This is a genomic window from Desulfobaculum sp. SPO524 (genome assembly GCF_044987625.1).
Lineage (GTDB): Bacteria > Desulfobacterota > Desulfovibrionia > Desulfovibrionales > Desulfovibrionaceae > Desulfobaculum.
In genome coordinates, this window is the sequence record NZ_JBJDSB010000005.1 from 237,008 (window position 1) to 259,638 (window position 22,631).

General features: G+C 61.7%; 20 protein-coding genes. 6 read left to right on the forward strand and 14 right to left on the reverse strand.

What is annotated here, in order from left to right; translation table 11 throughout:
• Nucleotides 1-13 precede the first annotated feature (13 nt).
• The 11 genes from ACI3L3_RS15350 to ACI3L3_RS15400 all read right to left on the reverse strand — a co-directional run bounded on the left by ACI3L3_RS15350 (nucleotide 14) and on the right by ACI3L3_RS15400 (nucleotide 12,250).
• Entirely contained in the window at nucleotides 14-682 is a 669-nt protein-coding gene (locus tag ACI3L3_RS15350) for a hypothetical protein (RefSeq protein ID WP_404846029.1), read from the reverse strand.
• Nucleotides 683-2,683, reverse strand: a complete 2,001-nt coding sequence (locus tag ACI3L3_RS15355) for a hypothetical protein (RefSeq protein WP_404846030.1) — start codon at nucleotides 2,681-2,683, stop codon at nucleotides 683-685.
• A 43-nt stretch (nucleotides 2,684-2,726) separates the two neighbouring features.
• Nucleotides 2,727-3,200, reverse strand: coding sequence for a hypothetical protein (locus ACI3L3_RS15360; RefSeq protein ID WP_404846031.1), 474 nt, complete (start codon nucleotides 3,198-3,200; stop codon nucleotides 2,727-2,729).
• Between the two features lie 18 nt (nucleotides 3,201-3,218).
• A complete protein-coding gene (locus ACI3L3_RS15365; protein WP_404846032.1) occupies nucleotides 3,219-4,445 on the reverse strand; it encodes a type II secretion system F family protein in 1,227 nt (408 codons plus the stop codon).
• A 45-nt stretch (nucleotides 4,446-4,490) separates the two neighbouring features.
• Nucleotides 4,491-6,137: a GspE/PulE family protein gene (locus tag ACI3L3_RS15370; protein ID WP_404846033.1), complete on the reverse strand. Its 1,647-nt coding sequence runs from the start codon at nucleotides 6,135-6,137 to the stop codon at nucleotides 4,491-4,493.
• Between the two features lie 67 nt (nucleotides 6,138-6,204).
• Nucleotides 6,205-7,845, reverse strand: a complete 1,641-nt coding sequence (locus ACI3L3_RS15375; RefSeq protein ID WP_404846034.1) for an AAA family ATPase — start codon at nucleotides 7,843-7,845, stop codon at nucleotides 6,205-6,207.
• 167 nt (nucleotides 7,846-8,012) lie between these two features.
• Nucleotides 8,013-8,741 (reverse strand): prepilin-type N-terminal cleavage/methylation domain-containing protein, encoded by a 729-nt coding sequence (locus ACI3L3_RS15380; RefSeq protein ID WP_404846035.1) that lies wholly within the window; start codon nucleotides 8,739-8,741, stop codon nucleotides 8,013-8,015.
• A gap of 57 nt (nucleotides 8,742-8,798) precedes the next feature.
• Complete coding sequence (locus ACI3L3_RS15385; RefSeq protein ID WP_404846036.1) at nucleotides 8,799-9,569, reverse strand: prepilin-type N-terminal cleavage/methylation domain-containing protein; 771 nt, start codon at nucleotides 9,567-9,569, stop codon at nucleotides 8,799-8,801.
• Nucleotides 9,570-9,635: 66 nt separating this feature from the next.
• Nucleotides 9,636-10,394, reverse strand: a complete 759-nt coding sequence (locus ACI3L3_RS15390; protein WP_404846037.1) for a prepilin-type N-terminal cleavage/methylation domain-containing protein — start codon at nucleotides 10,392-10,394, stop codon at nucleotides 9,636-9,638.
• A gap of 305 nt (nucleotides 10,395-10,699) precedes the next feature.
• Nucleotides 10,700-11,596, reverse strand: a complete 897-nt coding sequence (locus ACI3L3_RS15395) for a hypothetical protein (RefSeq protein WP_404846038.1) — start codon at nucleotides 11,594-11,596, stop codon at nucleotides 10,700-10,702.
• A 36-nt stretch (nucleotides 11,597-11,632) separates the two neighbouring features.
• Nucleotides 11,633-12,250: a hypothetical protein gene (locus tag ACI3L3_RS15400; RefSeq protein ID WP_404846039.1), complete on the reverse strand. Its 618-nt coding sequence runs from the start codon at nucleotides 12,248-12,250 to the stop codon at nucleotides 11,633-11,635.
• Nucleotides 12,251-12,530: 280 nt separating this feature from the next.
• Between ACI3L3_RS15400 and ACI3L3_RS15405 the strand changes: the two genes are divergently transcribed.
• The 3 genes from ACI3L3_RS15405 to ACI3L3_RS15415 all read left to right on the forward strand — a co-directional run bounded on the left by ACI3L3_RS15405 (nucleotide 12,531) and on the right by ACI3L3_RS15415 (nucleotide 16,539).
• On the forward strand, nucleotides 12,531-13,283 hold the full coding sequence (locus tag ACI3L3_RS15405; protein ID WP_404846040.1) for a prepilin-type N-terminal cleavage/methylation domain-containing protein: 753 nt from the start codon (nucleotides 12,531-12,533) through the stop codon (nucleotides 13,281-13,283).
• Between the two features lie 45 nt (nucleotides 13,284-13,328).
• Entirely contained in the window at nucleotides 13,329-14,861 is a 1,533-nt protein-coding gene (locus ACI3L3_RS15410) for a type II secretion system protein (protein WP_404846041.1), read from the forward strand.
• Between the two features lie 124 nt (nucleotides 14,862-14,985).
• Nucleotides 14,986-16,539 (forward strand): hypothetical protein, encoded by a 1,554-nt coding sequence (locus ACI3L3_RS15415; protein WP_404846042.1) that lies wholly within the window; start codon nucleotides 14,986-14,988, stop codon nucleotides 16,537-16,539.
• A 93-nt stretch (nucleotides 16,540-16,632) separates the two neighbouring features.
• Here ACI3L3_RS15415 and ACI3L3_RS15420 read toward each other — a convergent pair whose 3' ends face one another.
• Entirely contained in the window at nucleotides 16,633-17,028 is a 396-nt protein-coding gene (locus ACI3L3_RS15420; RefSeq protein ID WP_404846043.1) for a DUF309 domain-containing protein, read from the reverse strand.
• Between the two features lie 102 nt (nucleotides 17,029-17,130).
• Here ACI3L3_RS15420 and ACI3L3_RS15425 point away from each other — a divergent pair, with 102 nt between their 5' ends.
• Nucleotides 17,131-18,489 (forward strand): tetratricopeptide repeat protein, encoded by a 1,359-nt coding sequence (locus ACI3L3_RS15425; protein WP_404846044.1) that lies wholly within the window; start codon nucleotides 17,131-17,133, stop codon nucleotides 18,487-18,489.
• Between the two features lie 79 nt (nucleotides 18,490-18,568).
• Nucleotides 18,569-18,799, forward strand: coding sequence for a hypothetical protein (locus ACI3L3_RS15430; protein ID WP_404846045.1), 231 nt, complete (start codon nucleotides 18,569-18,571; stop codon nucleotides 18,797-18,799).
• A gap of 114 nt (nucleotides 18,800-18,913) precedes the next feature.
• Here the strand turns inward: ACI3L3_RS15430 and ACI3L3_RS15435 are convergent, their stop codons facing one another.
• Both ACI3L3_RS15435 and ACI3L3_RS15440 read right to left on the reverse strand, forming a co-directional pair.
• Nucleotides 18,914-19,492, reverse strand: a complete 579-nt coding sequence (locus ACI3L3_RS15435; RefSeq protein ID WP_404846046.1) for an arylesterase — start codon at nucleotides 19,490-19,492, stop codon at nucleotides 18,914-18,916.
• Nucleotides 19,493-19,534: 42 nt separating this feature from the next.
• Nucleotides 19,535-19,963, reverse strand: a complete 429-nt coding sequence (locus tag ACI3L3_RS15440; RefSeq protein WP_404846047.1) for a peptidylprolyl isomerase — start codon at nucleotides 19,961-19,963, stop codon at nucleotides 19,535-19,537.
• 1,409 nt (nucleotides 19,964-21,372) lie between these two features.
• Between ACI3L3_RS15440 and ACI3L3_RS15445 the strand changes: the two genes are divergently transcribed.
• Nucleotides 21,373-22,575 carry an iron-containing alcohol dehydrogenase gene (locus ACI3L3_RS15445; RefSeq protein ID WP_404846048.1) on the forward strand — a complete coding sequence of 401 codons (1,203 nt, stop codon included), beginning with the start codon at nucleotides 21,373-21,375 and terminating at the stop codon, nucleotides 22,573-22,575.
• Nucleotides 22,576-22,631: the final 56 nt, after the last annotated feature.

Below are 22,631 nucleotides of genomic sequence, written 5' to 3' on the forward strand. Positions count from 1 at the left end.
GCATGGCGCGCTCCTACTGCTGTTTTCCAAGCTGTTGCAGAATTTGGAGCGCCTGATCCGGAGACAGGTCCGGCGGCAACTCGCCGATGTCTACACCGGAAGGTGGCGCGGCCGCAGCCTCTTGCTGTTCGCCCCCGGCCATGGGCTGGGTGGGGTCGAACGTGGCGGCTTCGCCCTTGTCCCTTTCAGGACGCTTGAGCTCCACCTTAAACGGTGGCAGCCACCGTTGCCGCTCTTCGGTCTGGCCGACGCCGTAGACCACGGCGTCCGGCTCAATGCGCTTGATGAGGCGCCCATCGGGGAGGACGTCGCCCTCGCTGTAGGCCGCGCCGGACAGCATCACGTATTTAGACTTTGGCCCAATGGAGATGGCCGTCAGCGTCAGAGTTCTGCGCCCGGTTTCCTGCTCCGCGGCCTCGTCCAGCACAAGCAGGTCCGGCTCCACGGCGTCTACCTTGGCGTAGGTGGCCTTGGTGCCCCGCAGCACATCAATGGCGGCGCGGATGGCTTCCGTCGCTTCATCCGAGGGCATGCTCACCTGCTGTGGCGCAAGCTTGCGCATCACATCGGATTTAAAGGTCGGCACCTGATGGTCCTTGGTTGCCAGCCACGCCACGGTGCCCACCACAACAAGGCCATATCCCGCCCAACGTATGAGTATGTTCCGTCTGCCCGGATGCATCTAGTCCCCCTTGTTGCTGAGCGGCCACCTGATGTTGAGCGAATAGTAGTTCCCCTCAAGGTCCAGATCGAGCTGCTGGCTTACAACGGTGAATCCGGAAAGCTCCAGCTCCTCAATATACTTAGTGAACACCTGCTGCGCCGCGGCCAGCTCCATCTCCACCTGCCCTTCAAGGCGAACGTCCACGGCGTCCAGCCCGTAGCGCAGCTCCATCCCGTCCACGCGCACGGCCTCGGGCCGAAGCGAGGCAAGGAAGTTCCACAGCTCGCCAAAGGGCGGCGACAAGGCAGAGCGGCGGAAACTGTTGGCCAGATTCAGCGCCGGGTCCACGTCCTCAAAGGCAACGTTAACGGCGCGGGAGCGGATGCGCTCCTCCACCTGCCGCAGCTCCTGCCGATACATCTGCACCTGCTCCTTGACCTGCGAGCGCACGCCCTGAATGGCGTACACGCCCGCCCCGGCCACCAGCGCAAGGGCTAAAAACACGGCCCACAGCCACTTTTCCGCCTGCTCCAGCGGGCGCAGATACATTTCCTGCTTTGGGCCAAGGTTGGCGCTGGTCGGGGCCGTGCCCACCGCTGTGGGCAGTGCGGACCACACCACGTCGCCATCCAGCGACAGTTCGTGCACCGGCATGGGCACCAGTGGAATTTCCGTATCGGGCCGCGGCAATTCCAGCGTGGCGGTAAGCGCCTCCACCCAATCCACATGGGAAATCTTCTGACCGACGTTCTTTTCCAGCGCCGCAAGGTCCTGATCCAGGGCGAACAGGCCTTCCACCAACGCCTGCTCATCGTCGCCGACGAGGGTGTACCGGCGGGCAAGGTGCACGTCCCCGCCCTTGCCTGCCACCAGCACGATGGCGCTTGGCAGATGCAGGGCAATGGCGTGAGCCCCTCGCCCCTTCTTCTTCAACAAACCAAAAGCCAGCGAAATGGAATCAAGAAAGACAAACCCGCTATCCGACGCGTTGTAGCTTTCAAGCATGGCCACGTGGCGGTCACGGGGCAGCACTTCGTAAAACACGCTGACCTGTCCGCCCTCCAGCTTGCGCTTGGAGAACATATGCAGGGTGCCTTCGGTGTTGAGTTCGCCCACTTCCTCAAGGTTCTTGCGCGCGAGGACGCCCGCGTATTTGTACTCCGTGGTCAGGGTTAACAGCCCCATGCCCGGAGACTCCGCATAATCCACAAGGTACTTGAAATAGCGCCCTATGGCGGCCACATCGTCAATGCGCTGGGCCGAACCCGACGCGAAATAGAACTTTTCGTCATGCGCCTCGAACACAAACGGGGTAAAGCCACTGCGCACGACCTTCCAACCCCAGTCCGTGGAGTAGGCCGCTTCTTCCTCCGGCTCCTCCATGTCAGGAAGAGGCGGCGGGGGCGGCGGAGGTGCAGCGGCCTGTTCCGGCTCAGGCTCAGGCTCGGGTTCGGCGGCCTCGTCAGGCTCCAGCGACAGGGCTTCGCCTTCCTCCTCGTACGCGACGTCCTCGGCCTCGCCGTACGCCGCGTCCTCATCGGGGGACACCGTCATGAGATCTTCTTCCGTGGACGGGCCTTCGGGCTGGGCGATGTCGTCCTCGCCAAGGGCGACCACGTCCTCCAGGTCGCCCTCTTCGATGCCCTCATCGTCCTCGGCGGTGACGTAGGTGGCGTCCTCATCAGCGCTGGCGGCCACTTCGGACACAAAGGGGTCCAGCGCCGCCGGCGCTCCTGCGTCCGCTCCTGCCTCCGGCTCGTCATAGGGCACCTCCTCCACTTCCGCGGAGAGGTCCTCCAGCTCGGGGGCGGCGTCCTCGTCCGTGGCGTCGTCAAAAGCGGCGGCGTCCACAGGCGGCGCTGGCGCTTCTTCGGCCTCCGGCTCGGAAGCGTCCTCCAGCTCCCAGGAGATATCCTCCAGCTCAAGCTCGGGTACGACGGCTTCGTCCGTGTCGGTCCGTTTGGTGTCGTCCGTCACGTCTTCCGGCTTTTTCTTGGGATCGTGCTTGGGATCTGTCATCGCTTGGTCCCCGTTTCGCTAAATGCCAAGGTGATGGGCCGCATCACTTCTTCTTGGGAATCATGAACTGGCCCTGCATGACGGTCTCGTACATCTGGCGCGGCAGTCCGGCGTTTTCCCCGCCTTCTCCGCCCCCTTCCGGGGCAACCACCACGCGCGTCACCCGAAAGAGCTTCGGCTCAAACCAGTAGCCCCCGGTCTCCGGGTCGTTGCTGGCGAGGAAGAGCAGCCGCTCAAGGTCGCGCCAACTCATGGTTCTGCCGATGGACAGTGGATATTGCAGCCAATTGGCGGGGGCGAGGCCCACGTCCTGAATTTCCTCCCACAGGGCGTTGACCACCACGACCTTTTCCTCCTGCTCGGCGTACATACGCTCCACCTTTTGGTAGTTGCGCATCTCCTGCTTGAGGAACTCAATCTCCGCCTGCGAGGTGCGAAAATCCATCCAGCCCTGATAGGCCAGCACGATTCCCGCCGCAAAGGCCACGCTGAGCACAATACTTACGATCCACCGCATATCGTCTCCTCCCGGCCGTCAGCCGACCTTGCCGATCATGTCGTAGATGGGGAGCAATAGCCCCGCAAAGATGGCCCCGAAGAGCAGCCCCATGAACACCAGCATGGCCGGCTCCAGCGTTTTGCCCAGCACCTCCACCAGCGCGGAGAGCTTGTCGCGATACAGCTTGGCCACATATTCCGTCTGCTCCTCAATGCGTCCGGTCTGCTCGCCAACGGACACCATGCGCACCGCAAAGGGGTGCAGCGCCTCGGCCTGCTTCATGGAATCCGACAGCGCATTGCCGTTACGCACGCTGTCCTGCACAAGGATGAGCCGCCCCTTGTACACAAGGTTGGTCATGGACTCGGTGATAATCTCAAGGGTGCGCAGCACGCCAACGCCCGCGCCAATGAGAATGCCCAAATACTCCGTGACCCGCGCAATGATGGACGTCTCGATAATGGTCGAAAACACCGGCACGCGCAGGGCAATGGAGTCCAGAATATAATGCACGCGGGTACTGTTTTTTCGCAGGTAGCTCAGCAGGATAATGCCGCCCACCACACCGATGACCGTCCAGCCAAAGTACATCTGAAACCAGTTGGAGATGGCGATAAGCGCGCGTGTGGGCGCGGGCGTGGTGACACCCATGTCCGAAAACAGCTTCACGATGCGCGGCACCACAAAATAGAACCAGAAGAAGCACGACAGGATAACCACGCCAAGGATGAACCCCGGATACACCAGTGCGCGCTTGGTACCGCTGACGATTTCCTCAATATGCTCAAGGTGTTCGCCGGACTTGCGGCACATGCGGTCCAGCATGCCGGTTTCCTCGCCAATGCGGCACATGTACTGCACCAACGGGTTAAAGACCTTGGGGTGCCGCGAAAGCGCCTCGCCAAAGGTCTGCCCGCCTTCAATGTCCGTGCGCATAAAGCGCAGGGTCATGAGCAGCATGGGGTTTTTGATCTCTTCCATGATTTCGTCCATGGCGGACAGAACGGGAACACCAGCGCCAAGCAGCATGGCCATATTGTTGAAAAACTCCGCAAGGTCCGACCGCCCAACGCGCGAGAAGCCCTGCGTGGCCAGCTTGGTCAGCCACGACATCACGGTTCCCAGCTTTTGGATGGCGATAACCACGCCGCCCTGCCGCTCCAAATAGCGGATGGCTGGCGCGTCGTCGTCAAAGGGCAATTCCACAACGCCCTTGTCGACCTTGCCTTCCGAGCCGAGCATCTTGAACCGGAATATGGGCATGCTCCCCCCGTTTGTTCGCCTCTCGCCACATGCGGCCCGCCGCCGCTAGTACCTCGTCTTGCCAAGCACTCGCTGGACTTCCTCCACCGAGGTGATGCCGTCCTTCACCTTAATGACCGCCACGTCGAACATGGTCCTGAAGCCCTTGCGGCGCAGCATGTCCTCCAACTGGGTCAGCTCAATGTCCTTTTCCATGGCCTCACGCACCTCGCGGTCCACCACCAGCACCTCATAGACCAGCGTCCGGCCAAGGTAGCCCGAATGGTTGCACACCTCGCACCCCTCGCCGCGGTAGACCGCCTCCAGCGATTCGCCCAGGTAGTCCAATTCGTCCTTGGTGGGCTGCATCTGCTTTTTGCAGTGCGGACACAGCGTACGCACAAGGCGCTGGCTCACCACGCCGATAAGGCTTTCCGCCAGCATCTGCGTATCCATCCCAAGGCCCTGCAAACGCGGAATGGCGCCGATGGCGGTGTTCGTATGCAGGGTGGACAGCACAAGGTGACCCGTTGTGGCCGCGGTCAGGGCCGTGGTGGCGGTCTCCTCGTCGCGCATCTCGCCGATGAGGATGACGTCCGGGTCGTGCCGCAAAAAGTGCCGCATGGCGTTGGAGAAGCCATACCCCGCGCCCTCGTTCACCTGCGTCTGCCGCGCAAGGGGCACCACGTACTCAATGGGGTTCTCAACGGTGAGCACGTTCTTGCCGAGGAGGTCGAGGGAGGTCAGCCCCGTGACCAGCGTGGTGGTCTTGCCCGAACCGGTCGGCCCCGTGAGCAGCAAGATGCCGAACGGCTCATCGAACAGACGCGTAATGCGGACCACATCGTCCTCAAGAATGCCCAGCGCAGGCAGCGACATACTGGCCCGCTCCTGCGAGAGCAGACGCATAACGATATTTTCGCCAAAGGGCGTGATGACCGACGACACGCGGATGTCATAACGGCGTTCCAGCAGGTTCGCGGTCCAGCGGCCGTCCTGCGGCAGGCGCTGTTCGGCAATGTCCATGCCGCCCTGCAATTTGATGGACGTGGTCACGCGCGAAAGCTGCGGCGGCAAAAAGGCCACGTTGCGCAGCACGCCGTCCACGCGGAAGGCCACGGCAATGCCGCGCGCCATGGGCCGCAGGTGTACGTCCGTTGCGCGCTGCTTCACCGCAAGGAGCAGGATGTAGTTGATGAGGGTGTCGGGGCTGACGGTGCGGCTGGTGTCGGCAGCAATAATGCCCACCTCGCGCTGCATCAGCTTCTCAACAGGATTGTCGAGAAAGTAGAAATAGTTATAGATGGCCGAAATGACGCGGCTTTCCTCGGCCATGGTGAACAGGGGCTTCATGCCCGTGGCGCGCACAATGAACTGCTCGGTCTTGTTCTCCGGTATGTCGGAGATAGCGGCCACCACCTGATTGTCCTTCATCGCATAGGGATACACGCGTGAGGCAAGGCAGGTGTTGCGGTTGAAGCGCTTAAGGAGCTGAAAGTCCGGCGAGATGCTGTCCAGGTTCACATGCTCCAGTTCCAGCTGCTGGGCCACGGTGTGCACGAGGTCGTACTCCGACACAAGGCCGGTACGCGTCAGCACCTGCCCAAGCTTTTCCTTGGTCACACGCTGGACCTGCAGGGCGTAGCGGATGTGCTCGTCTCCGATATACCCTTTGTCCCGCAGGAGGTCGCCTATTCGAATGGGTCCGGCCATAACTCCACCCTTGTGGTGATAGTGAGCGTTGCGCGGCGGTGTCGCCCCGGTGCGGGGCCTTCTTCCGTCACCCCTGCTTCGCCATGACAGTGAGCCAGAAGACCGTTTCCGGGTCCGGCCACATGGTGCGCTTCAGCTTCATATCCTTCTGAAAACTATTGATGGCGCGCCACGTTACGGGGCCAACCATGCCGTCGTCCTGCCCCCAGTAGTAGCCAAGACGCTTCAGCATCTTTTGCAGCGCCAGAATGTCCTTGCTCCGGTAGCCGTAGTAGAAGTCCTGCACCACAAAGGGCGGCTCCCACAGCACCAGCCACGCCGGGCTTTCCCGCACCACCTTCTTCCACGGGAAGGACGAGAACGGCACCCCCGTCTGCGCGGGCAGGCGGTCCAGCTTGAGGAGCTTGCTCCCCTCGGGCACCACTTCCTCAAGGATGCCCACTTTGCGCTCCTGAACGGCGCGGTCCAGGACGGACAGATGCTCGCCCATCCCGGCCTTATCGAGGAATGCCGCGTAGGACTCGGGATAGGTCTTGGGCGGCGCCTTTGCCGCTTGCTTCTTTTGGGGCGCAGGTGCCACAGAGGCCACCATGTCCGGCGCGGAGGCGTTATCCGGCGCCGCCGCATCGGTCTGCACGGCAGAAGCCGACACCGGGGCTGGCGCTTTGGCGCCCTCGCGCGGCTGCACGGTCATCCCGCCCACATCCGCGCCAACCGGCGTTGCCGTCAGCCCAGCCATACTGCGCGCGGCAAGGCGGGCAAGGCTGGCACTGCCCTGCGTTGTGGTAAACAGCGGCGCAAAGGACAGCCCCACAAGCATCGCCGCGGCAACCGCAACCACCGCCATCTTGCGGCGGCGCGAATGCGCGGCAAGGCGGTTTGCCACCTCCACCTGACAGGACCCGATCTCCTTCACCGCCGCATCCAGCGCGCGGACGGAGAGCTCCTTGTCGCCGAAGGCCACGGACGCATACAGCGCCCGCTCCATGACAAGGTTGACCATGCGCGTGTTGCCGCATGTGGCCCGGAACAGCACCTTGAGGGGCGCGCCGGAAATGCGGAACTGCGACGACGCGCTGGAGAGCTTGTAGTTGACGTACCGCCCGGTCTCCTCAAGGGAGAAGGGTTGCAGTTCTTTATAGATGGTGATGCGGCTACGAAGCTGCCGCAGCTTTGGCTCGTCAAGGCGGGCCTTGAGTTCGGGCTGTCCCACAAGCAGCACCTGCACCAGCTTGCGCCCCTCCAGCTCAAGGTTGGAGAGCATGCGCAAGGCTTCCATGGCAGGCAGACTCAGGTTATGGGCCTCGTCCACGATGATGGCGCAGTTCTTCCCCTGTGTGTTGCACCCCACAAGGAACTGCTGCAGCATGTCCACCAGTCCGGCCACGTTGGCCGTACGCGGGGCGTCAATGCCGAAGTCACGGGCAATGGCAAGGAGCAGCTCTTCCTTGTTCAGCATGGTGTTAAATATCCACGCCGTGTCGAGCTGTTCCCCTTCCAGCCGCCGCAGGAGTTGGTAGAGCAGGGACGTTTTACCCACGCCCACCTCTCCTGTCAGGAGCAGAAACCCCTTGCGCGACAGGATGCCGAACGCCAGTTCGTCGAGAATCTGCTTGGTGGTACCGGTATGGAAATACCCGTCGGTATCAGCGGCCATGGAGAACGGGTTTTTATCCAACCCCAAGGCTTCGAAGATGTCGTGCGTCATGAGCTGCTCCCCGTGTTCATGGACGGATTGTCACAGCATGCCGGACCACGGCTGCCCCCCTCACCGCCAGAGACGGCCCCCCGCCGCCTCCGGTTTGTCACCGGATGCGAAACGGCAGACGCGGTTTCATCTGCCGCTCCGTATCCGCTGGAACGCGGAACCCCGCGCTAGTAATCCAGAATGAGCCCCATCACGATGTACTGGTTGGTGGAATTCGCATCCGGGTACGAGTTCATCAGGTTCACAGGGCTTGCTCCACTAAAGGTGGTGTTGATGCTTGCGATGTCTTCACTGGTGGCATTGGCCATGGCAACACATGCGCCGTTGGCCGGGTCGGCCTGCCCGTCGATGACGGTATCAAGGCCACGCGCCACGTCTCCGGGCACGTTTTGCAGCACCACCATGTTGCGGTATGGGCCATTGGTCCCGATCTGCTTGGCGTAAAAGCCCACCACAACGCGCGACTTACCGATGGTTTCGCCTTCCACGTTGCGCATGAACACGTTGTAGCCGTTGGCGCAGTTGTTGTTGGTGTCGTTGGACAGGTCGGTCTTGATCATGGTGCAAGGCTCAATGCCTACGTCGCGTGCGGCGTCGATAACCTCATCGTACTGGGCGAGGTTGCCGGTGCCCATGAAGACGCCATCCATAAAGCCGTCGGCCGAGGCGTCCACGCCGCCGTTGGCCGTACCGTCAACGAAGGCCTGCCCTGTCTTGTCCATATAGGTGGAGGCAATGGTCACCCATTTTTGCGCAAAGCCCTGCGAGAACTGCTTGACCTGCGACCCCCGAACAATATCTCTACCTTTCATCACGCCTGCCAGGATGATGCCGATGATGACCAACACGATGGCCATCTCCACAAGCGTGAAGCCCTTCTCGACGCGCTTTTTCATGACTTCCCCCATATTCGCGGTAATGGCTCTGTGCTCCGAGCCGTTCTGCCTTGTGCCCTAGTAATCCAGCACCAGACCAACGCAGGTCAGGACCGTGTTGTCCGTGCCCCAGCTTGCCGGAGTCACGGGAGACGCTGGAGCGGTCACGGGTGCCGTGACGTAGTCGCCGTTGGCTGCGCCCACATCAAGGGCGATGCAGCTGCCGTTCTGGCCGTCTGCCTGCCCGTCGATGACGGTGTCCAAACCAATGGCGACATCCACGGGCACATTCTGGAGCACAACCACATTGCGGTTGGGATCGGTGCCGCCGCCGGAGTCGATGACATAGTTATAGAAGCCAACACCAACGCGCTGCTTACCGGTGAACTCGCCGTCCACCATGCGCTCGAACACGTTGTAGTTGGAGCCATCGCAATCATTGCTTGAGTCCTCAAGGTCGCTCTTGATCATGGTGCAGGGCTCAATGCCCACCAGACGCAGGTAGGTCATCACGTTGTCCCTGTCCGTGACCACGGTGCCGGACTCGCCGCCGCTGCTGTCGGCCAGCATCCGGCTGTCCATACGCCCGTCTGTGGCGGAACCGGTGGCGTTGCTGCCGTTGCTCGGGCCGTCAAACAGCGGTTGCCCCTTCTTGTCGTAGTAGGTGGATGCGATGGTCACCCACTTCTGCGCAAACCCCTGCGAAAACTGCTTGATCTGCGAGCCACGTACAATGTCGCGCCCTTTCATCACACCGGCAAGGATGATGCCGATGATGACAAGCACGATGGCCATTTCCACAAGCGTGAAGCCGCTTTTGCCTTCACGGTAATCTTTGACAGACTGCATTATCGCTGCCTCCACTCGGCTTGTATGAAAAGTGTTTGCTCACGTCCCCATCACGTGGGAAACGGCCTAGAAGTCCAAAATCAGGGCCACGTTCACCAACCGCGCCTGCCCGGTATCCTGCGTCGGCCACGGTTGGGTGGTCAGGGCGCTGTCGTTGGCGGCAAAGTCCGTGGACGATCCCGGATTGTAGGCCGTTCCAGGAGGCGACATGCTGACGCACAGCCCGTTTTCGCCGTCGGCCTGCCCATCAATGAGGGTATCCAGACCAATGGCGACGTCGGCCGGTACCGCGCCGATGACAACGCAGTTGCGCCGCGCGTTGTTGATGAGATAGCTGTAGAAGCCCACACCCACGGTGGCCTTACCGCTCCACTCGCCTTCCACGGTGCGTTCCCAGATATTGTATCCATTGTTGCAGGAGGTTGTGGCGGTGTCGTTGTTCAGGTCGCTCTTGATCATGGTGCAGGGGGTGATGCCAACATCGCGCAGCACCTGAAGTCCATCGGAGCGGTCCGCGGCCGCGTAGCCACTGTTCTGACTCCAGCAGGGCACCCCATCCATCCGGCCATCGGGATTGCCACCACCGTTGTTGCCGTTGTCTGAGCCATCCATAAAGTTCTGCCCCACTTTGTCGTAGTAGGTAGAAGCGATGGTGACCCACTTCTGGGCATACCCCTGCGAGAACTGCTTCACTTGCGAGCCTCGCACGATGTCTCTGCCCTTCATCACGCCCGCAAGGATGATGCCGATAATGACCAGCACGATGGCCATCTCCACAAGCGTGAAGCCAGTGACTTTTCCTTTTTCAGCCTGAAGCAAACGCATTCCTGTTCCTCCCGTGCTTTTGCTGATGCAGTGAAAGCCTGGGCAGCCTGCCGCAGCTTTCAGGCAGCGGCCCCCAGCCGAAAACATACGGCTGGCTGGACTTTCCCCCTATTTTTACTATGTGCCAGAGCCTTTGTGGACCGTCAACGAATAAGGCCATCTGCGGGCCGTGGCGCAATCCTGCAAAAATCCGCTTATGCGAGGCGCTCCCGGAAAAACGGCAAACATTACAACATGTTCAACTATTGACACCGCAACAAATCGGCTAAGGAATATTTTTTTCGCGTGGTCCGCGCACGATCATCCTAAAGCCAGCTAAAAAGATTTGATACGGCCGTATCGTATTTCACACGGCCATCCAGCGGGATGTTGGACACGCGAAAGTGCTGGTTGATCACATACCGCCCATTGGCGGCCAAAAAGTCACCAGCCACAACAAGCCGCAACACACCGCGTCCGTCAAAGTTGCTCCGCAGCCACAGCGTGCTGCCGCCGGGGCTGAGGCGATAGCCCGAGGCCATGCCCGGACCGCTGCCCAGCAGCACGTCCACGGCCTCGTCATACTGCGCCATAAAATTCTGCTCCGGGGTCTCGCCCCACGCGCTCACACCAAGGACGATGTCCACCTCCGGGCGCAGGCCCTGTGCGGCGTCGGCCACGGCCTGCATTGTCGCCGCATCCGGTCCCTTGTAGGTTGCCTTGGCGACGGGAAAAACCACTACGCCAATGCGCCACCCCCCGCGCGAGATAACGCGCGTCATGGGCGCGCTGCGCGCCACGGCCCACTGCGTCCGCTGCGGCAAAACGCCCTCGTCCTCCAGCCACGCCGCTTCACGCGGGGCAAGGCACAACAGGTCATACTCCAGCATGTTGTAGGCCTCCACCAGCGCACGCGCCACCGCTGCGTTCGCCCCCTGCGCGCCCTTGCGGAAATGCATAAACTCATACGGCGCGCCAATGAAGACCGTACGCGAGCCATACTCCTGCCGGATATCGCCAAACACCGTGGCGCGGCGGCCCAGACCGCCAATCCCCTCGCGCGAGCAGGTCTCGCAGGCGTCATACAGGCCCAGCGTATTGCCCGTGAACACCACCGCCAGCGGTTGCAGTCCAGCACGGACCGTCCCGCCACCAGCAGGCACTGCCACACACAGCCAAACCAGCACCAGCGCCCCAACAAACCAGCCCCTGCGATACCCCACGGCAGTCCCCCTCAGGCTCTTTGTTCTGCCCACGATTTAGTTGTCCAGTTCCAGCCGCATATACAGGTCCACGGCATCCTCGCCCCGCACGGCGTAAAGGATGTCCCCGTCATTGTTGCGCCCATCGTCGAACTTCCAATCCATGGCGCGGGCCTCGTCGCGGTTGAACCCGCGCAGGACGAAATAATTGGCCCCTGTAAGCTCCCGCTCATCCGCCACCAGCGACACCCACGCGAGTTCAAGCTCGCGCCCACGCACGCGCAGTGTGCCGCGCGGCACCACGGAAGCATCGGCCATATCGGCCAAAGCGCGCTCGCCCTCGCCATACTGACGCTCCAGCCGCCAATCGCCGCGCCCGGTGCCATTGGCCTGCGCCCCCACATCGCCGGGCAACTGTCCGTACATGTCTATATAGTTCATGACGGCGAGGCGGTAGCGCTCCAGCAGATTGTGCGCATACACGGCATTGGCGACACGGTAGGGCGAGACATCAATGCCAAATTCCGTGGGCTTGTCGTCCTCTGTCCACAGATAGAGCAGCCCCAGCAGCACGATGGACACAATCAGCACCCCGACCAACAACTCGGAAACGGCGCGTCCCCGGCGGGAACGGCGGCTTGGCAATACGTATCCGTCACAGCGTAGGCGAGTCATCACACCTCCACGCAAAGGCCCGAAAACGCCCACAGCAAACGCGGGCAAAACAGCAGAGTCCACCTTTGTTTACTCTACGGCCATTTGCCAGCCTTTACAATACAGGGGCGAAACGCATGCCAGAGAAACGGCAAAAAACGAGGAAAACCCTGCACCACCCCAACACCATTCACCTTTGCGGGCACACTGCAAAAGCGGCAGCTCTGTTGCCATTCGCCATGAAAGGTGTCATTGTGTCATGGAGTCGAAAACCCTTTACTGCAAGGGGCCCAGTACAGACATGCTGCCGTGCACGACCTGCCGCACGCACCACACGGCCACCGCGCGCCGGGGGGGATTCACCATCCTTGAGATGGCCATCGTCCTCGTCATCATCGGCATCATCATCTCCGCCGCCAGCTTTGCGTGGATGACGGTGTGGGAGGGCCGCCGCGTGGGCAAAACAAACGCCATCCTTGTGGAAACGCGCGACTGCCTCATCAAGCGTCTGTTCTTTTCCAACACCTATCCGTCCTACACGGGCGACGGCGTGGCCGGGCGCACGGACAACACCGACTGCGACCCAACCGGCATCAACGCCACCGCCAAGGACGTGGACGCCTGCATGTGCGGCAAGCTGGATGCATGGGGCAACAGACTCTATTTTATTGAAGGGCTGGCAGAAAGTACGGAAGAACCCATGGCCGAAGGTTCCGCCAAATATGTGGAGGACAACCTGGCCAAAGGGCAAAACGCCACGGCGCCATCGGGCACCCGCTCCGTCCTTATCGACAAGGACGGCAACACCGTGCACTACGTGGCCTTTGTCATTGTCAGCGCCGGACGCGACCGCGAGCTGGACGACGACAGCTACCGCAAACTCTTTGAGGAAGGCGCGGGCACCCAGCGCATCGCGGCCCTTGATCCTGACGACCCGCCGGACTTCGATTTCGGCACCTTGCCCGACTACACCGGGGCATCCCCGGACCGGGGCGACGACGACATGTACATCTACGTTACCGCGCCGGAGCTTCGGGCCTTGCTGGCGCAGTAGCCCTCACGGCGGAAGCGGACGCCCCCGGCGTCAAAGGAGTGCACCGTGGATCAGACATCCCGCTCGCGACACGCCTTCACCCTTGTGGAGCTGGCCATAGTCCTTGTCATTATGGGGCTGATCATCGGATTAACCCTGCCCATCGTCTCGGACTTTATCCAGCAGGAAAAAAAGCGCGCCACCAGCCAGTTCCTCACCAAGGTCAAAAACGAAATCATCGGCTACGCCATCATCAACAAGAGCCTGCCCACCACCCTCGACGACATCGGCGTGGAGACCGACCCCTACGGCAACACCATCGTCTACGCGCCGGACTCCGGCCTCACCGGCGGCGACCTGTGCACCTCGTCCCTTGCGGATTCCATTGAAGTGCAAAAAACAACGCCCAGCGGCACGGATACCTTCACGGACATCGCCTTCGTGCTCATCAGCGCGGGCCGCAACAACAATCAGGAAACCACCAACTCCACCAACACCTTCGCCGTGTCGGACCCGCGCTCCTACGGCACGGACGGCAGCGGCTTCAACTTTGACGACGATGTGGAGTTCGCCTCCTACAACCTCTTGCGCAACAAGGTCTGCACCAACACCGCGTCCGATTCCTTTGTGCCGCGCGGGTCGGATGTGAGCTTCGGGCAAAACATCAGCGACTTTGCCGGCACGCAAACGGGCATCAGCCCGCCCGGCAGCAGCACGGGCGCCGTCACCGTCAATACGGAAACCAACACCGCCACCCTTGGCGACGGCACGGGCAGCGGCGACACAGGCTGCCTGTGGTACCAAGGCAACGAATCCGCAGGAAACTGCACCAACGGCACCTGCGACTTTGGCGACGGCTTCCGGGCGTTTTTCTCCTTCACCTACGTCACCCCCGACACCAGCGCGGACAGCAAAACCGCCGGTGACGGCTTTATCTTTGCGGTAACGCAGGCCACGGACAACACGGCGGCGGACTGCGGCATCTCCGGGGCGCGCCTTGCGTATTCCGGCAGCGGCAGCGGCGAGGGGGACGGCGAAATCAATCCGCCCAAAATCGGCCTTGAAATAGACGCCTACCCCAACGACGGCGACCCATGGGACACCCAAATCCCTTCCCCCGGCGACGCCCGCAACCACCTGTCCATCGTCTACTGGGGCGCCACCCGCGACGACGACAACCAGCACGGCGACCTTGTCTCCACGCCCAACGCCTACGACGACGCCGGCCAAACCACCCAGGCCACCATCCCGAGCGACAATTCCACAGACACCGGCATCTATATCCCCGCCTCCGTCACACAGTGGGAGGACGGCTTTGAGCACTCCGTCCGCTTCGAGGTCGCCCGCGCGCAGGAAAGCGGCAGCCTGTATTCCTACACCATTCAAGGCTGGATACGCGACTGCGCCACCGAGGACTGCACCAGCTTCACGGATCTCTCGGCCGACTACACCAGCAGCACCGCGGACCCTTTCGTCAATGCCACCATCTACTATGACAATGCAGGTGGCTCGTTCGACCGGGTCCTGCTGGGCTGGACAACCTCCAGCTTTGCCACGCAGGAGATAACCATCACCGACTTTGGCCTCAGCTTCCGCTAGCCCGCCGCCCGCTCAACTCTCCCCGCACCACCTCGCGCTCCGGACGAAGCGAAACATTGCAGCATTCACCCAAACTGGCTGTTCAAACATGGCTCCCAGCCACGGCCACGCAAGGAGAACGGCTATGCGCACCGGCATCCAAAAGGGCTTCAGCCTTATCGAGATGGCCATCATCGTCGTCATCATCGGCGTCATCGTCTCCACCGCCCTGCCGGGACTCATCTCCAAGATTGGCTCCGACAAGGTCGTGGACAGCCGAAACCTTGTGCGGCAGGCGCGCGACGAAATCATTGGCGAGATGTTCAGCTCCGGCAGCTACGCCCTGCCTTCGCCGGGCACGGGCAACACCGTGCCCTCCACCATAGCCACCCAAACCGATGCGTGGGGACAGCCCCTCTACTATTTTGTCGCCGACGTCAGCGGCGCGTCCAAGCTGACCAACTCCGGCCCCTGCGGCACCAACTCCACACAGCTCACCGTCACCGAGCCGGACTCAACCTCCATCAGCGACGTGGCCTTTATCGTGGCCAGCTTTGGCCCCAACTCCCAGCAGGATTTCTCCACGTTACCGGGGTCCGGCTCCGCCACACTCAGCATCCTCACCCACGGCGACCTCAGCGCCGTGGACACCTCGCGCACCTTTGACGATATTTTTGAATACGCGCGTCTCACCTATCTGCAAAACACCGTGGACTGCACCACGGCAGAACACACCGGTCCCGGCGGCTCTGATGTCTCCTTTGAGGACGACCTCGGCGACTTTCCCCTTGCCAGCCCGGGCGACGGCTACGTCACCCGCAGTGGCTCACGCACGCCCTTCACCGTCAATGCCGACGGCGACGGCGTCAATTTGGACCAATCCGGCGGCAACGACATGGCCTGCGTCTGGTACATGGGCAACGCCACGGAAGGCGACTGCGACGAGGGCGTATGTAGCTTCGGCACCGGCGTGCGGGTCTACTTTCAGTGGAGCGTAGGCGTAGCCGGTGGTGGACACACGTTCACCCTGTGCGGCGTCAACGCCACAACGGGCCTCAACGACGACCCCGGCACCCTGTGCGGCGGCTACGGCGGCAATGACCTTGGCTACGCAGACCTTGTTTCCGGCACATCCACTGGCATCACCCCGCCCAAGATTGGGCTGGAGTTCGACGTCAACCGCCATGGCGGCTCGCAGGACCCCACCTATTCCGGCACAGGGCAAACGGCCAACCACATGGGCATCCTGTACTGGCGCAGAAATGCTACACTCAACGACGACACAACACATACCGAAACACCCTCAGCCGGAACCGGCAACCCCGACGACACCGTCGGCCCCGCCAATGGCACCGACGGTGTCTACGATGAAGGCATCGCCAACTGGATGGAAGACACTCTACCCGCCGCGCAGGAAATCCCCCTGCGCATGGAAGTGGACTGGAACGCCACCACCAAGGACGTGGATATCCGCATCTGGCACAACTGCACCAACGCCGACTGCGGCGACCTGTCGCAGGACCTTGACCAATTCTCGTCCTACGACCCCGTGGACGACGCGCCAACCCTCACCAACTCCACCACCCTCGGCATTGGCGACAACGAGTTCCAGCACTTCCGCTTTGGCTGGACCTACAGCTCACAATTCAGCAACTACAACGCCACCATCACCGACTTCCGCATCCGCTTTAAGGACTGAAAAAAAACAATACGGGCCGCTCCCTTGGGGAGCGGCCCGTCACCTTATGGCCTTGCGCCACCTCGTTCTCTCTTCAATCCTTCGCCGCACGCGTCAGCCGTCCGGCCCTGCCGGGTGGACGCGCAGGGCAAACACCTGCTCCGGCGTAGCCGCATCCTCGGCCAGCCCTTCCACCACCCGCTGGCAGTTCCGCGCGTCCGCCACCAGCCGTGCAATATCATACCCATGGCAAACCGGAGCAAAGGGCCGCAGCAATTCCTGCGCGCGCCGCAGCAGCCGGAGCGGGCCACGCCGCCCGCCACGCTCCAAATGATACAGGGCCACGCCCACCTGCAGCATGCCCTTATACAGGTCCCGGTGCGGCGTCTGGTCCTCGCGCCACAGGTCTTCCAAGGTTTCGTGGCAGTCGTAATACGCCCCCGCGTTCAACTCCGCCACGCCGCGCATAAGCTCCGGCGAAGGCGCATCGGCGCAAAGTTCGCTTGTCATCGGCATTCTTTCCAAAAATTCCTCCTCCGCGGCCAGACCATGACGCCGCCGCGTCTTCCGTGTAGTATCACAAGCATCCCCTTCGACGCTAACGGTGGTGCCATGGCCGGAATACAATCACTGCGACTCGTCATCGCGGAGCCGAACAAGGCCGCCCGCGACTTCCTCCGCAAGATCATTACCTCCGCGGGCCTTTCGCACGTGCATATGGTTGCCGACGTGCGCGACGCGTGGGAAACCCTGCAAACGTCGCCGCCCCACGTCTTTTTGGTGGACTGGTCCATCGCCTCGGCAGCGGACTTCATCCTGCTGCGCAAGATGCGCTCCGCCGGACTGCGGGTGCCCGTGGTCATCACCGCTCACAACCCCACCGACGACGACAAGCACCGCGCCGCCAAGGCCGGGGCGCACGGCATTTTGAACAAGCCCTTCTCCCCGCGCGAGCTCGTCGGCGCGGTCATCACCGCCCTTCGGGCCGCCAAGGCCGCGCCCAAAAACACGAAAGCCCCAACGCGCAAGCCGCCCCCCAAAGCGCCAACCACAGCCCCGGAGCACGACTCCCCGCAGGACGCCGCAAAGCGCCTCTTCGCCAGCGGCTGGAAGGACCTCCAACTGCGCAAGTTCGACAGCGCCCACAAAAAGCTGACCACCGCCCTCTCGCGCCTGCCCGACTTCCCCGAAGCGCACAAGGGCCTTGCGGAAGTCTGCCGCGGCAAAGGGAATTTGGACGGGGCCATGGAGCATCTCCTCAAGGCCTCGGAAATCTACGCCTACACAGGCGACGCCCAGCAGGCGGAATCCCTGTTTACCGAGGTCAAAAAAGCCCGCCCCGACGCGGAAAATCCTTTCAAGGCCGCCGCATCGCGCCATCACGATGAAGGCGCGCACGACAAGGCCGTCACCGCCTTTGAGCACGCCCACGCCCTCTCGCCCAAGGACACGGACATCGCCGTCGGCCTCTCTAAAGCCTACATGAACGCCGGGCAGGACGAGCGCGCCGAGGAGACACTGCGCACCATTCTGGAAAGCGTGGGAGAAATCCCCGCCGCCAAGGACCTTTTTCTCAAGCTCACGGGCGAGGAATGGTATTACGGCTCCACCAGCGACACGGAAGGGCACGAGGTACAGATTCTGGACGGCAACGTTCAGGAGAAAACCGGCTCGGAAATGCGGCGGCACAGGCGGCTCGCCTTTGCCGACCGCGCCGTCAAACTCCCCGGAGTGGCGGAGAATCTGCCCGTGGTGGACATCAGCCTCGGCGGGCTTGGCTTCAAACCCATGAGTGTGACCTTCAAGGAAGGCCAAAAGCTGACCTTTGATCTCGTCATCATGGGCACGGTCACCATCAAAAAAATCGCCGCCACCGTGCGCCGGGTGTCGCCCAAAATCATTGGCTGCCAATTCACCGCGCTGACCAAACGGCAAGCAAAGCACATCCATCAGATGCTGGGCGAGGATTAGCCATCACTTGCACATCCGGCCCGGTTGTCGCACACTCGCGTCGCCGACCACGGCACCATTACACCGCAAGGAGAAATCCATGGACGAAAAACGCATCAGCTGCGAACTGCACACGGACTACGATATTGAAGTGAACAACCTGCCCGCACACGCATGGGCAGAAGCCGTCTTCTCGACCCCCGAGGACGAAATCGTCGTCGAGGTCAACGCCGCAGACGACCCCATCATCAGCGTCTCCGTCGGCCCCCACGTCACGTGGAAAGGCTCCGTGACGGACTTCAAGCTGCTGCTGCGCGGCCTCGCGCAGTAACGCCATCCCCCCAAAAAACAAAGGGCGGCGCGTCCACCTCAGGACGCCCGCCTTTCTCTCTTCCTTGCGCATCATCACGGGGCGTGTCCCAGCCCCGGCGCGCGTACACCTTCCTTACACCTTCCAGCAGGTATCCAGCACCCGCAGCAGCGACGGGTACATGCCCTCCGCAATGCGCTGCGCGCCCGCTTCACTCGGGTGCACGCCATCGGGCTGATTCATCTCCGGCACGCCCTCCACCCCCGCAAGCAGCGAAGGATAAAACTCCACGCCAAACTCCCGCGCCAGACGCGGGTATACGGCGTTGAAGTCCTCGGCATAGTCTGGGTCCACCACGCCAAGCGCCCGAACGCCAACAAACAGCACTGGCACTTCCGCCTCGGCAAACAGCTCCAGCATGCGCCGCAGGTTCGCCTCCAGCGACTCCGGCGGCACCTCGTGGAACACATCGTTCACGCCAAGGGCAAGGATGGCGCAATCCGGCCGCGAAAACAGCGCCGCAGGAAGCCGCCCCAAGCCACCGCGCGTGGTGTCGCCGGGAATGCCCGCGTTGCGCATCGTCAGTTCCAGCTTGGCCTCTTCCCGCAGCCGCGCCTCAAGTAGCGACGGAAACGACGCGCCAAGGCCAATGCCCCAGCCCGACGTAATGCTGTCGCCAAAGGCCAGCACGGTAAGGTGTCGTTCCTGCTTCATCGCACCAAAAAAGAAGGGGACGCCGAAGCGCCCCCATTCTCACTAAACGATCTCGACAAGCTCGATCTCGAAGTTCAGGTCCTTGCCCGCCAGGGGGTGGTTGCCGTCGAGAGTGATGGACTCGTCAGAAATCTCGGTAATCGTCACCACAACAGGAGAACCCTCCTGCTGGGGAATCTGCAGGGCCATACCAAGTTCGGGAGATATGTGGTCCGGGAACTGATCGCGGGGCACAACGGCCACCGCTTCGTCCACGTAGTCGCCATAAGCTTCTGCGCACGGAATGGTCACGGACTTGGACTCACCCGGCTGCATGCCGCCCACGGCCGTATCAAAGCCGGGGATAACTGCACCAGCACCGAGGGTGAACTCCAGCGGCTCACGATCACGCGAGGAATCAAACTCGGATCCGTCCGCGAGGGTTCCAGTATAATGGATACGTACTGTGTCGCCGCTTTTCGCCTGGGCCATTTTGGCTCTCCTTCTGCATGTGCCGCTTGGCGGCGTTTCAAAATTGCACAGCCAATCGGGCCTCCACCAACACGATGGATGCCCGGCTATGCTCAACGCCGAAAACACCAACGCGCGTCAACGGCCATACTACCCTAGCTGGTCACGCCCGCCGACGCAACCCATGCCCCCTCCCCCCATAACAACCACGCGGTGTCCTTGGCGAACCGGGTGGTTATGCCGCGCATGATTTACCTCCGGTGGCTTAAGGATTTCATCCTTAAGAATCCTCTCATTTCCGCCCCGGAAGCCGGGACGGAAAAATAGGGGCGGCTTTATTGCGCTCCCCTTTCATCCACACACGCGGGAGTATGACAGGGGTTCTGGCACGTAACAGGCGGGGCACACGTCATGACCGCTCGCAGGATCGTTAAGGACGGGAGTCCTTAACCCGCCGGAGGCATGCCTTTGTGGTGCCTCTTGGCAAATCGGGGGGTTATGCCGCGCAAGATTTACCTCCGGTGGCTCAAGGATTTCATCCTTAAGAATCCTCTCATTTCCGCCCCGGAAGCCGGGACGGAAAAATGGGGGTGGGCTTTATTGCGCTCCCCTTTCATCCACACGCGCGGGAGCATGGCAGGGGTTCTGGCACGTAACAGGCGGGGCACACGTCATGACCGCTCGCAGGATCGTTAAGGACGGAAGTCCTTAACCCGCCGGAGGCATGCCTTTGTGGTGCCTCTTGGCGAATCGGGGGGCTATGCCGCGCATGATTTACCTCCGGTGGCTTAAGGATTTCATCCTTAAGAATCCTCTCATTTCCGCCCGGAAGCCGGGACGGGAAAATAGGGGCGGCTTTATTGTGCTCCCCTTTCATCCACACACGCGGGAGTATGACAGGGGTTCTGGCACGTAACAGGCGGAGACACACGTCATGACCGCTCGCAGAATCGTTAAGGACGGGAGTCCTTAACCCGCCGGAGGCATGCCTTCCCTTTTTCCCAAGTATTCCAATAGGATTATGGCGCATTCCGGCCACTATTCTCGCGCAGGTGGGTCAAAACGACACGGGATTTTCTTACGCCGCCTTGGGCTCTTTGGAAGGAAGGGGCGCCACACCACCCTATTGTGTGGCGTCTTTTGACCCACTCTTCAAAACGGAGCTGCACAGGAAACGCGCATGGTTGCGCGCTTTGCATGTTCGGCACACAACTTGCCTTACTTTTTGAACAAAAGCAGGGAAACCACACACGGAACCTGACTGAAGACACCGGACCGCCCACGCGGCTCCCCGCGCGTGACGACGGCCACAGACGCAGCGGAAGATGGCGCTTCCGCATATGCGCATGGGTGTTTGCTTATGGGATAACCACTCTGTGCAGCACCATTGCGACGGCGTCTTCAGCCGCATTTAACCAAGGAGAGTCGCTATGACTGGTTGGGAAGAAAAGATTGACATCAATCACGTTTTCAAACTGCAACCTGCCCGCCCTGTAACGTATTTCGGTGTGGGCGCGGTCTCCATGATTACGGACATCCTCAAGGAGTTCACGGCCAAAGGGCAAGGGCGGGTTCTGGTTGTCACGGACGAAATCGCCTACGAGGCCTCAGGCGCGTGGAAGACGGTGAAGCCCGCGCTGGAAGCCGAGGCCACGGCATTTACGCACTATGGCAAGGTGCGCCCGAACCCAACCTATGACAACTGTGAAGAAGCCGCACAGGCCGCCACGGACATGCAGGCGGACGTTATCCTCGCCATTGGCGGCGGCAGCGCCATGGATACGGCCAAGACGGCGGCTGTCCTGATGCGCCACCCCGGCAAAACAGCGAAGCAGTTCTATGAGCAGGGCGAACCCATTGCCGAAGCCGCGCCCATCATCGCCATCAACACGTCCCACGGTACGGGCAGTGAAACCGACGCCTTTGCGGTGGCGCAGTCGGACGGCGAAGACAAGCCCGCCATCAACTCCCCGCACGTGTACCCGACCTACACCATCGAAGACCCGGCGCTGACGCAGACCATGCCGCTCAAGCAGACCATCTCCACCAGCATCGACGCCATGAACCACGCACTGGAGGCGGCCACTACCATCACCACCAATCCGTATTCCATCTGCCTTGCCAAGGACGCCATCCGCCTTGTTGCCAAGTACCTGCCCAAGGCCATTGTGGAACCGCACAACCTGACGGCGCGCTATTGGCTGATATATTCCTCCGCCATCGCGGGCATTTCCTTCGACATCGGCCTGCTGCATATCACGCACTCCATGGAGCACGCCATGAGCGCCATCAACGCCAAGGTTACCCACGGCGACGGCCTCGGCATCCTGATGCCCGCCATGGTCCGCGAAATCTACCACGCCACGCCCGAAGTGCTGGCGGACATCCTCAGCCCCATCGTCCCGGACCTGAAGGGCGTCGGCGGCGAAGCGGACTACGCGGCCAGCCAACTGAAAAAGTGGCTGAACAGCGTCGGTCAGGGCACCAGCATGAACGGCTACTTCACGGAAGCCGACCTCCCCGAGCTCACGCGCATGACCATGGACTCCTCCCTGAGCAAGCTCCTGCTCCCGCTTGCGCCCATCAAAGTGGACCAAACCGTCATCGAACGCATCTTCCGCAGTTCCTTCTAGCAGGAATCAACACGAGCAGAGGCGGGACACCCGGAATTCAGCCCCGGATGTCCCGC

Coding starts and splice junctions, on each gene's coding strand:
- ACI3L3_RS15350 (WP_404846029.1), bottom strand. CDS start 682: ATGCATCCGGGCAGACGGAACATACTCATACGTTGGGCGGGATATGGC.
- ACI3L3_RS15355 (WP_404846030.1), bottom strand. CDS start 2,683: ATGACAGATCCCAAGCACGATCCCAAGAAAAAGCCGGAAGACGTGACG.
- ACI3L3_RS15360 (WP_404846031.1), bottom strand. CDS start 3,200: ATGCGGTGGATCGTAAGTATTGTGCTCAGCGTGGCCTTTGCGGCGGGA.
- ACI3L3_RS15365 (WP_404846032.1), bottom strand. CDS start 4,445: ATGCCCATATTCCGGTTCAAGATGCTCGGCTCGGAAGGCAAGGTCGAC.
- ACI3L3_RS15370 (WP_404846033.1), bottom strand. CDS start 6,137: ATGGCCGGACCCATTCGAATAGGCGACCTCCTGCGGGACAAAGGGTAT.
- ACI3L3_RS15375 (WP_404846034.1), bottom strand. CDS start 7,845: ATGACGCACGACATCTTCGAAGCCTTGGGGTTGGATAAAAACCCGTTC.
- ACI3L3_RS15380 (WP_404846035.1), bottom strand. CDS start 8,741: ATGAAAAAGCGCGTCGAGAAGGGCTTCACGCTTGTGGAGATGGCCATC.
- ACI3L3_RS15385 (WP_404846036.1), bottom strand. CDS start 9,569: ATGCAGTCTGTCAAAGATTACCGTGAAGGCAAAAGCGGCTTCACGCTT.
- ACI3L3_RS15390 (WP_404846037.1), bottom strand. CDS start 10,394: ATGCGTTTGCTTCAGGCTGAAAAAGGAAAAGTCACTGGCTTCACGCTT.
- ACI3L3_RS15400 (WP_404846039.1), bottom strand. CDS start 12,250: ATGACTCGCCTACGCTGTGACGGATACGTATTGCCAAGCCGCCGTTCC.
- ACI3L3_RS15405 (WP_404846040.1), top strand. CDS start 12,531: ATGCTGCCGTGCACGACCTGCCGCACGCACCACACGGCCACCGCGCGC.
- ACI3L3_RS15415 (WP_404846042.1), top strand. CDS start 14,986: ATGCGCACCGGCATCCAAAAGGGCTTCAGCCTTATCGAGATGGCCATC.
- ACI3L3_RS15420 (WP_404846043.1), bottom strand. CDS start 17,028: ATGACAAGCGAACTTTGCGCCGATGCGCCTTCGCCGGAGCTTATGCGC.
- ACI3L3_RS15425 (WP_404846044.1), top strand. CDS start 17,131: ATGGCCGGAATACAATCACTGCGACTCGTCATCGCGGAGCCGAACAAG.
- ACI3L3_RS15430 (WP_404846045.1), top strand. CDS start 18,569: ATGGACGAAAAACGCATCAGCTGCGAACTGCACACGGACTACGATATT.
- ACI3L3_RS15435 (WP_404846046.1), bottom strand. CDS start 19,492: ATGAAGCAGGAACGACACCTTACCGTGCTGGCCTTTGGCGACAGCATT.
- ACI3L3_RS15440 (WP_404846047.1), bottom strand. CDS start 19,963: ATGGCCCAGGCGAAAAGCGGCGACACAGTACGTATCCATTATACTGGA.
- ACI3L3_RS15445 (WP_404846048.1), top strand. CDS start 21,373: ATGACTGGTTGGGAAGAAAAGATTGACATCAATCACGTTTTCAAACTG.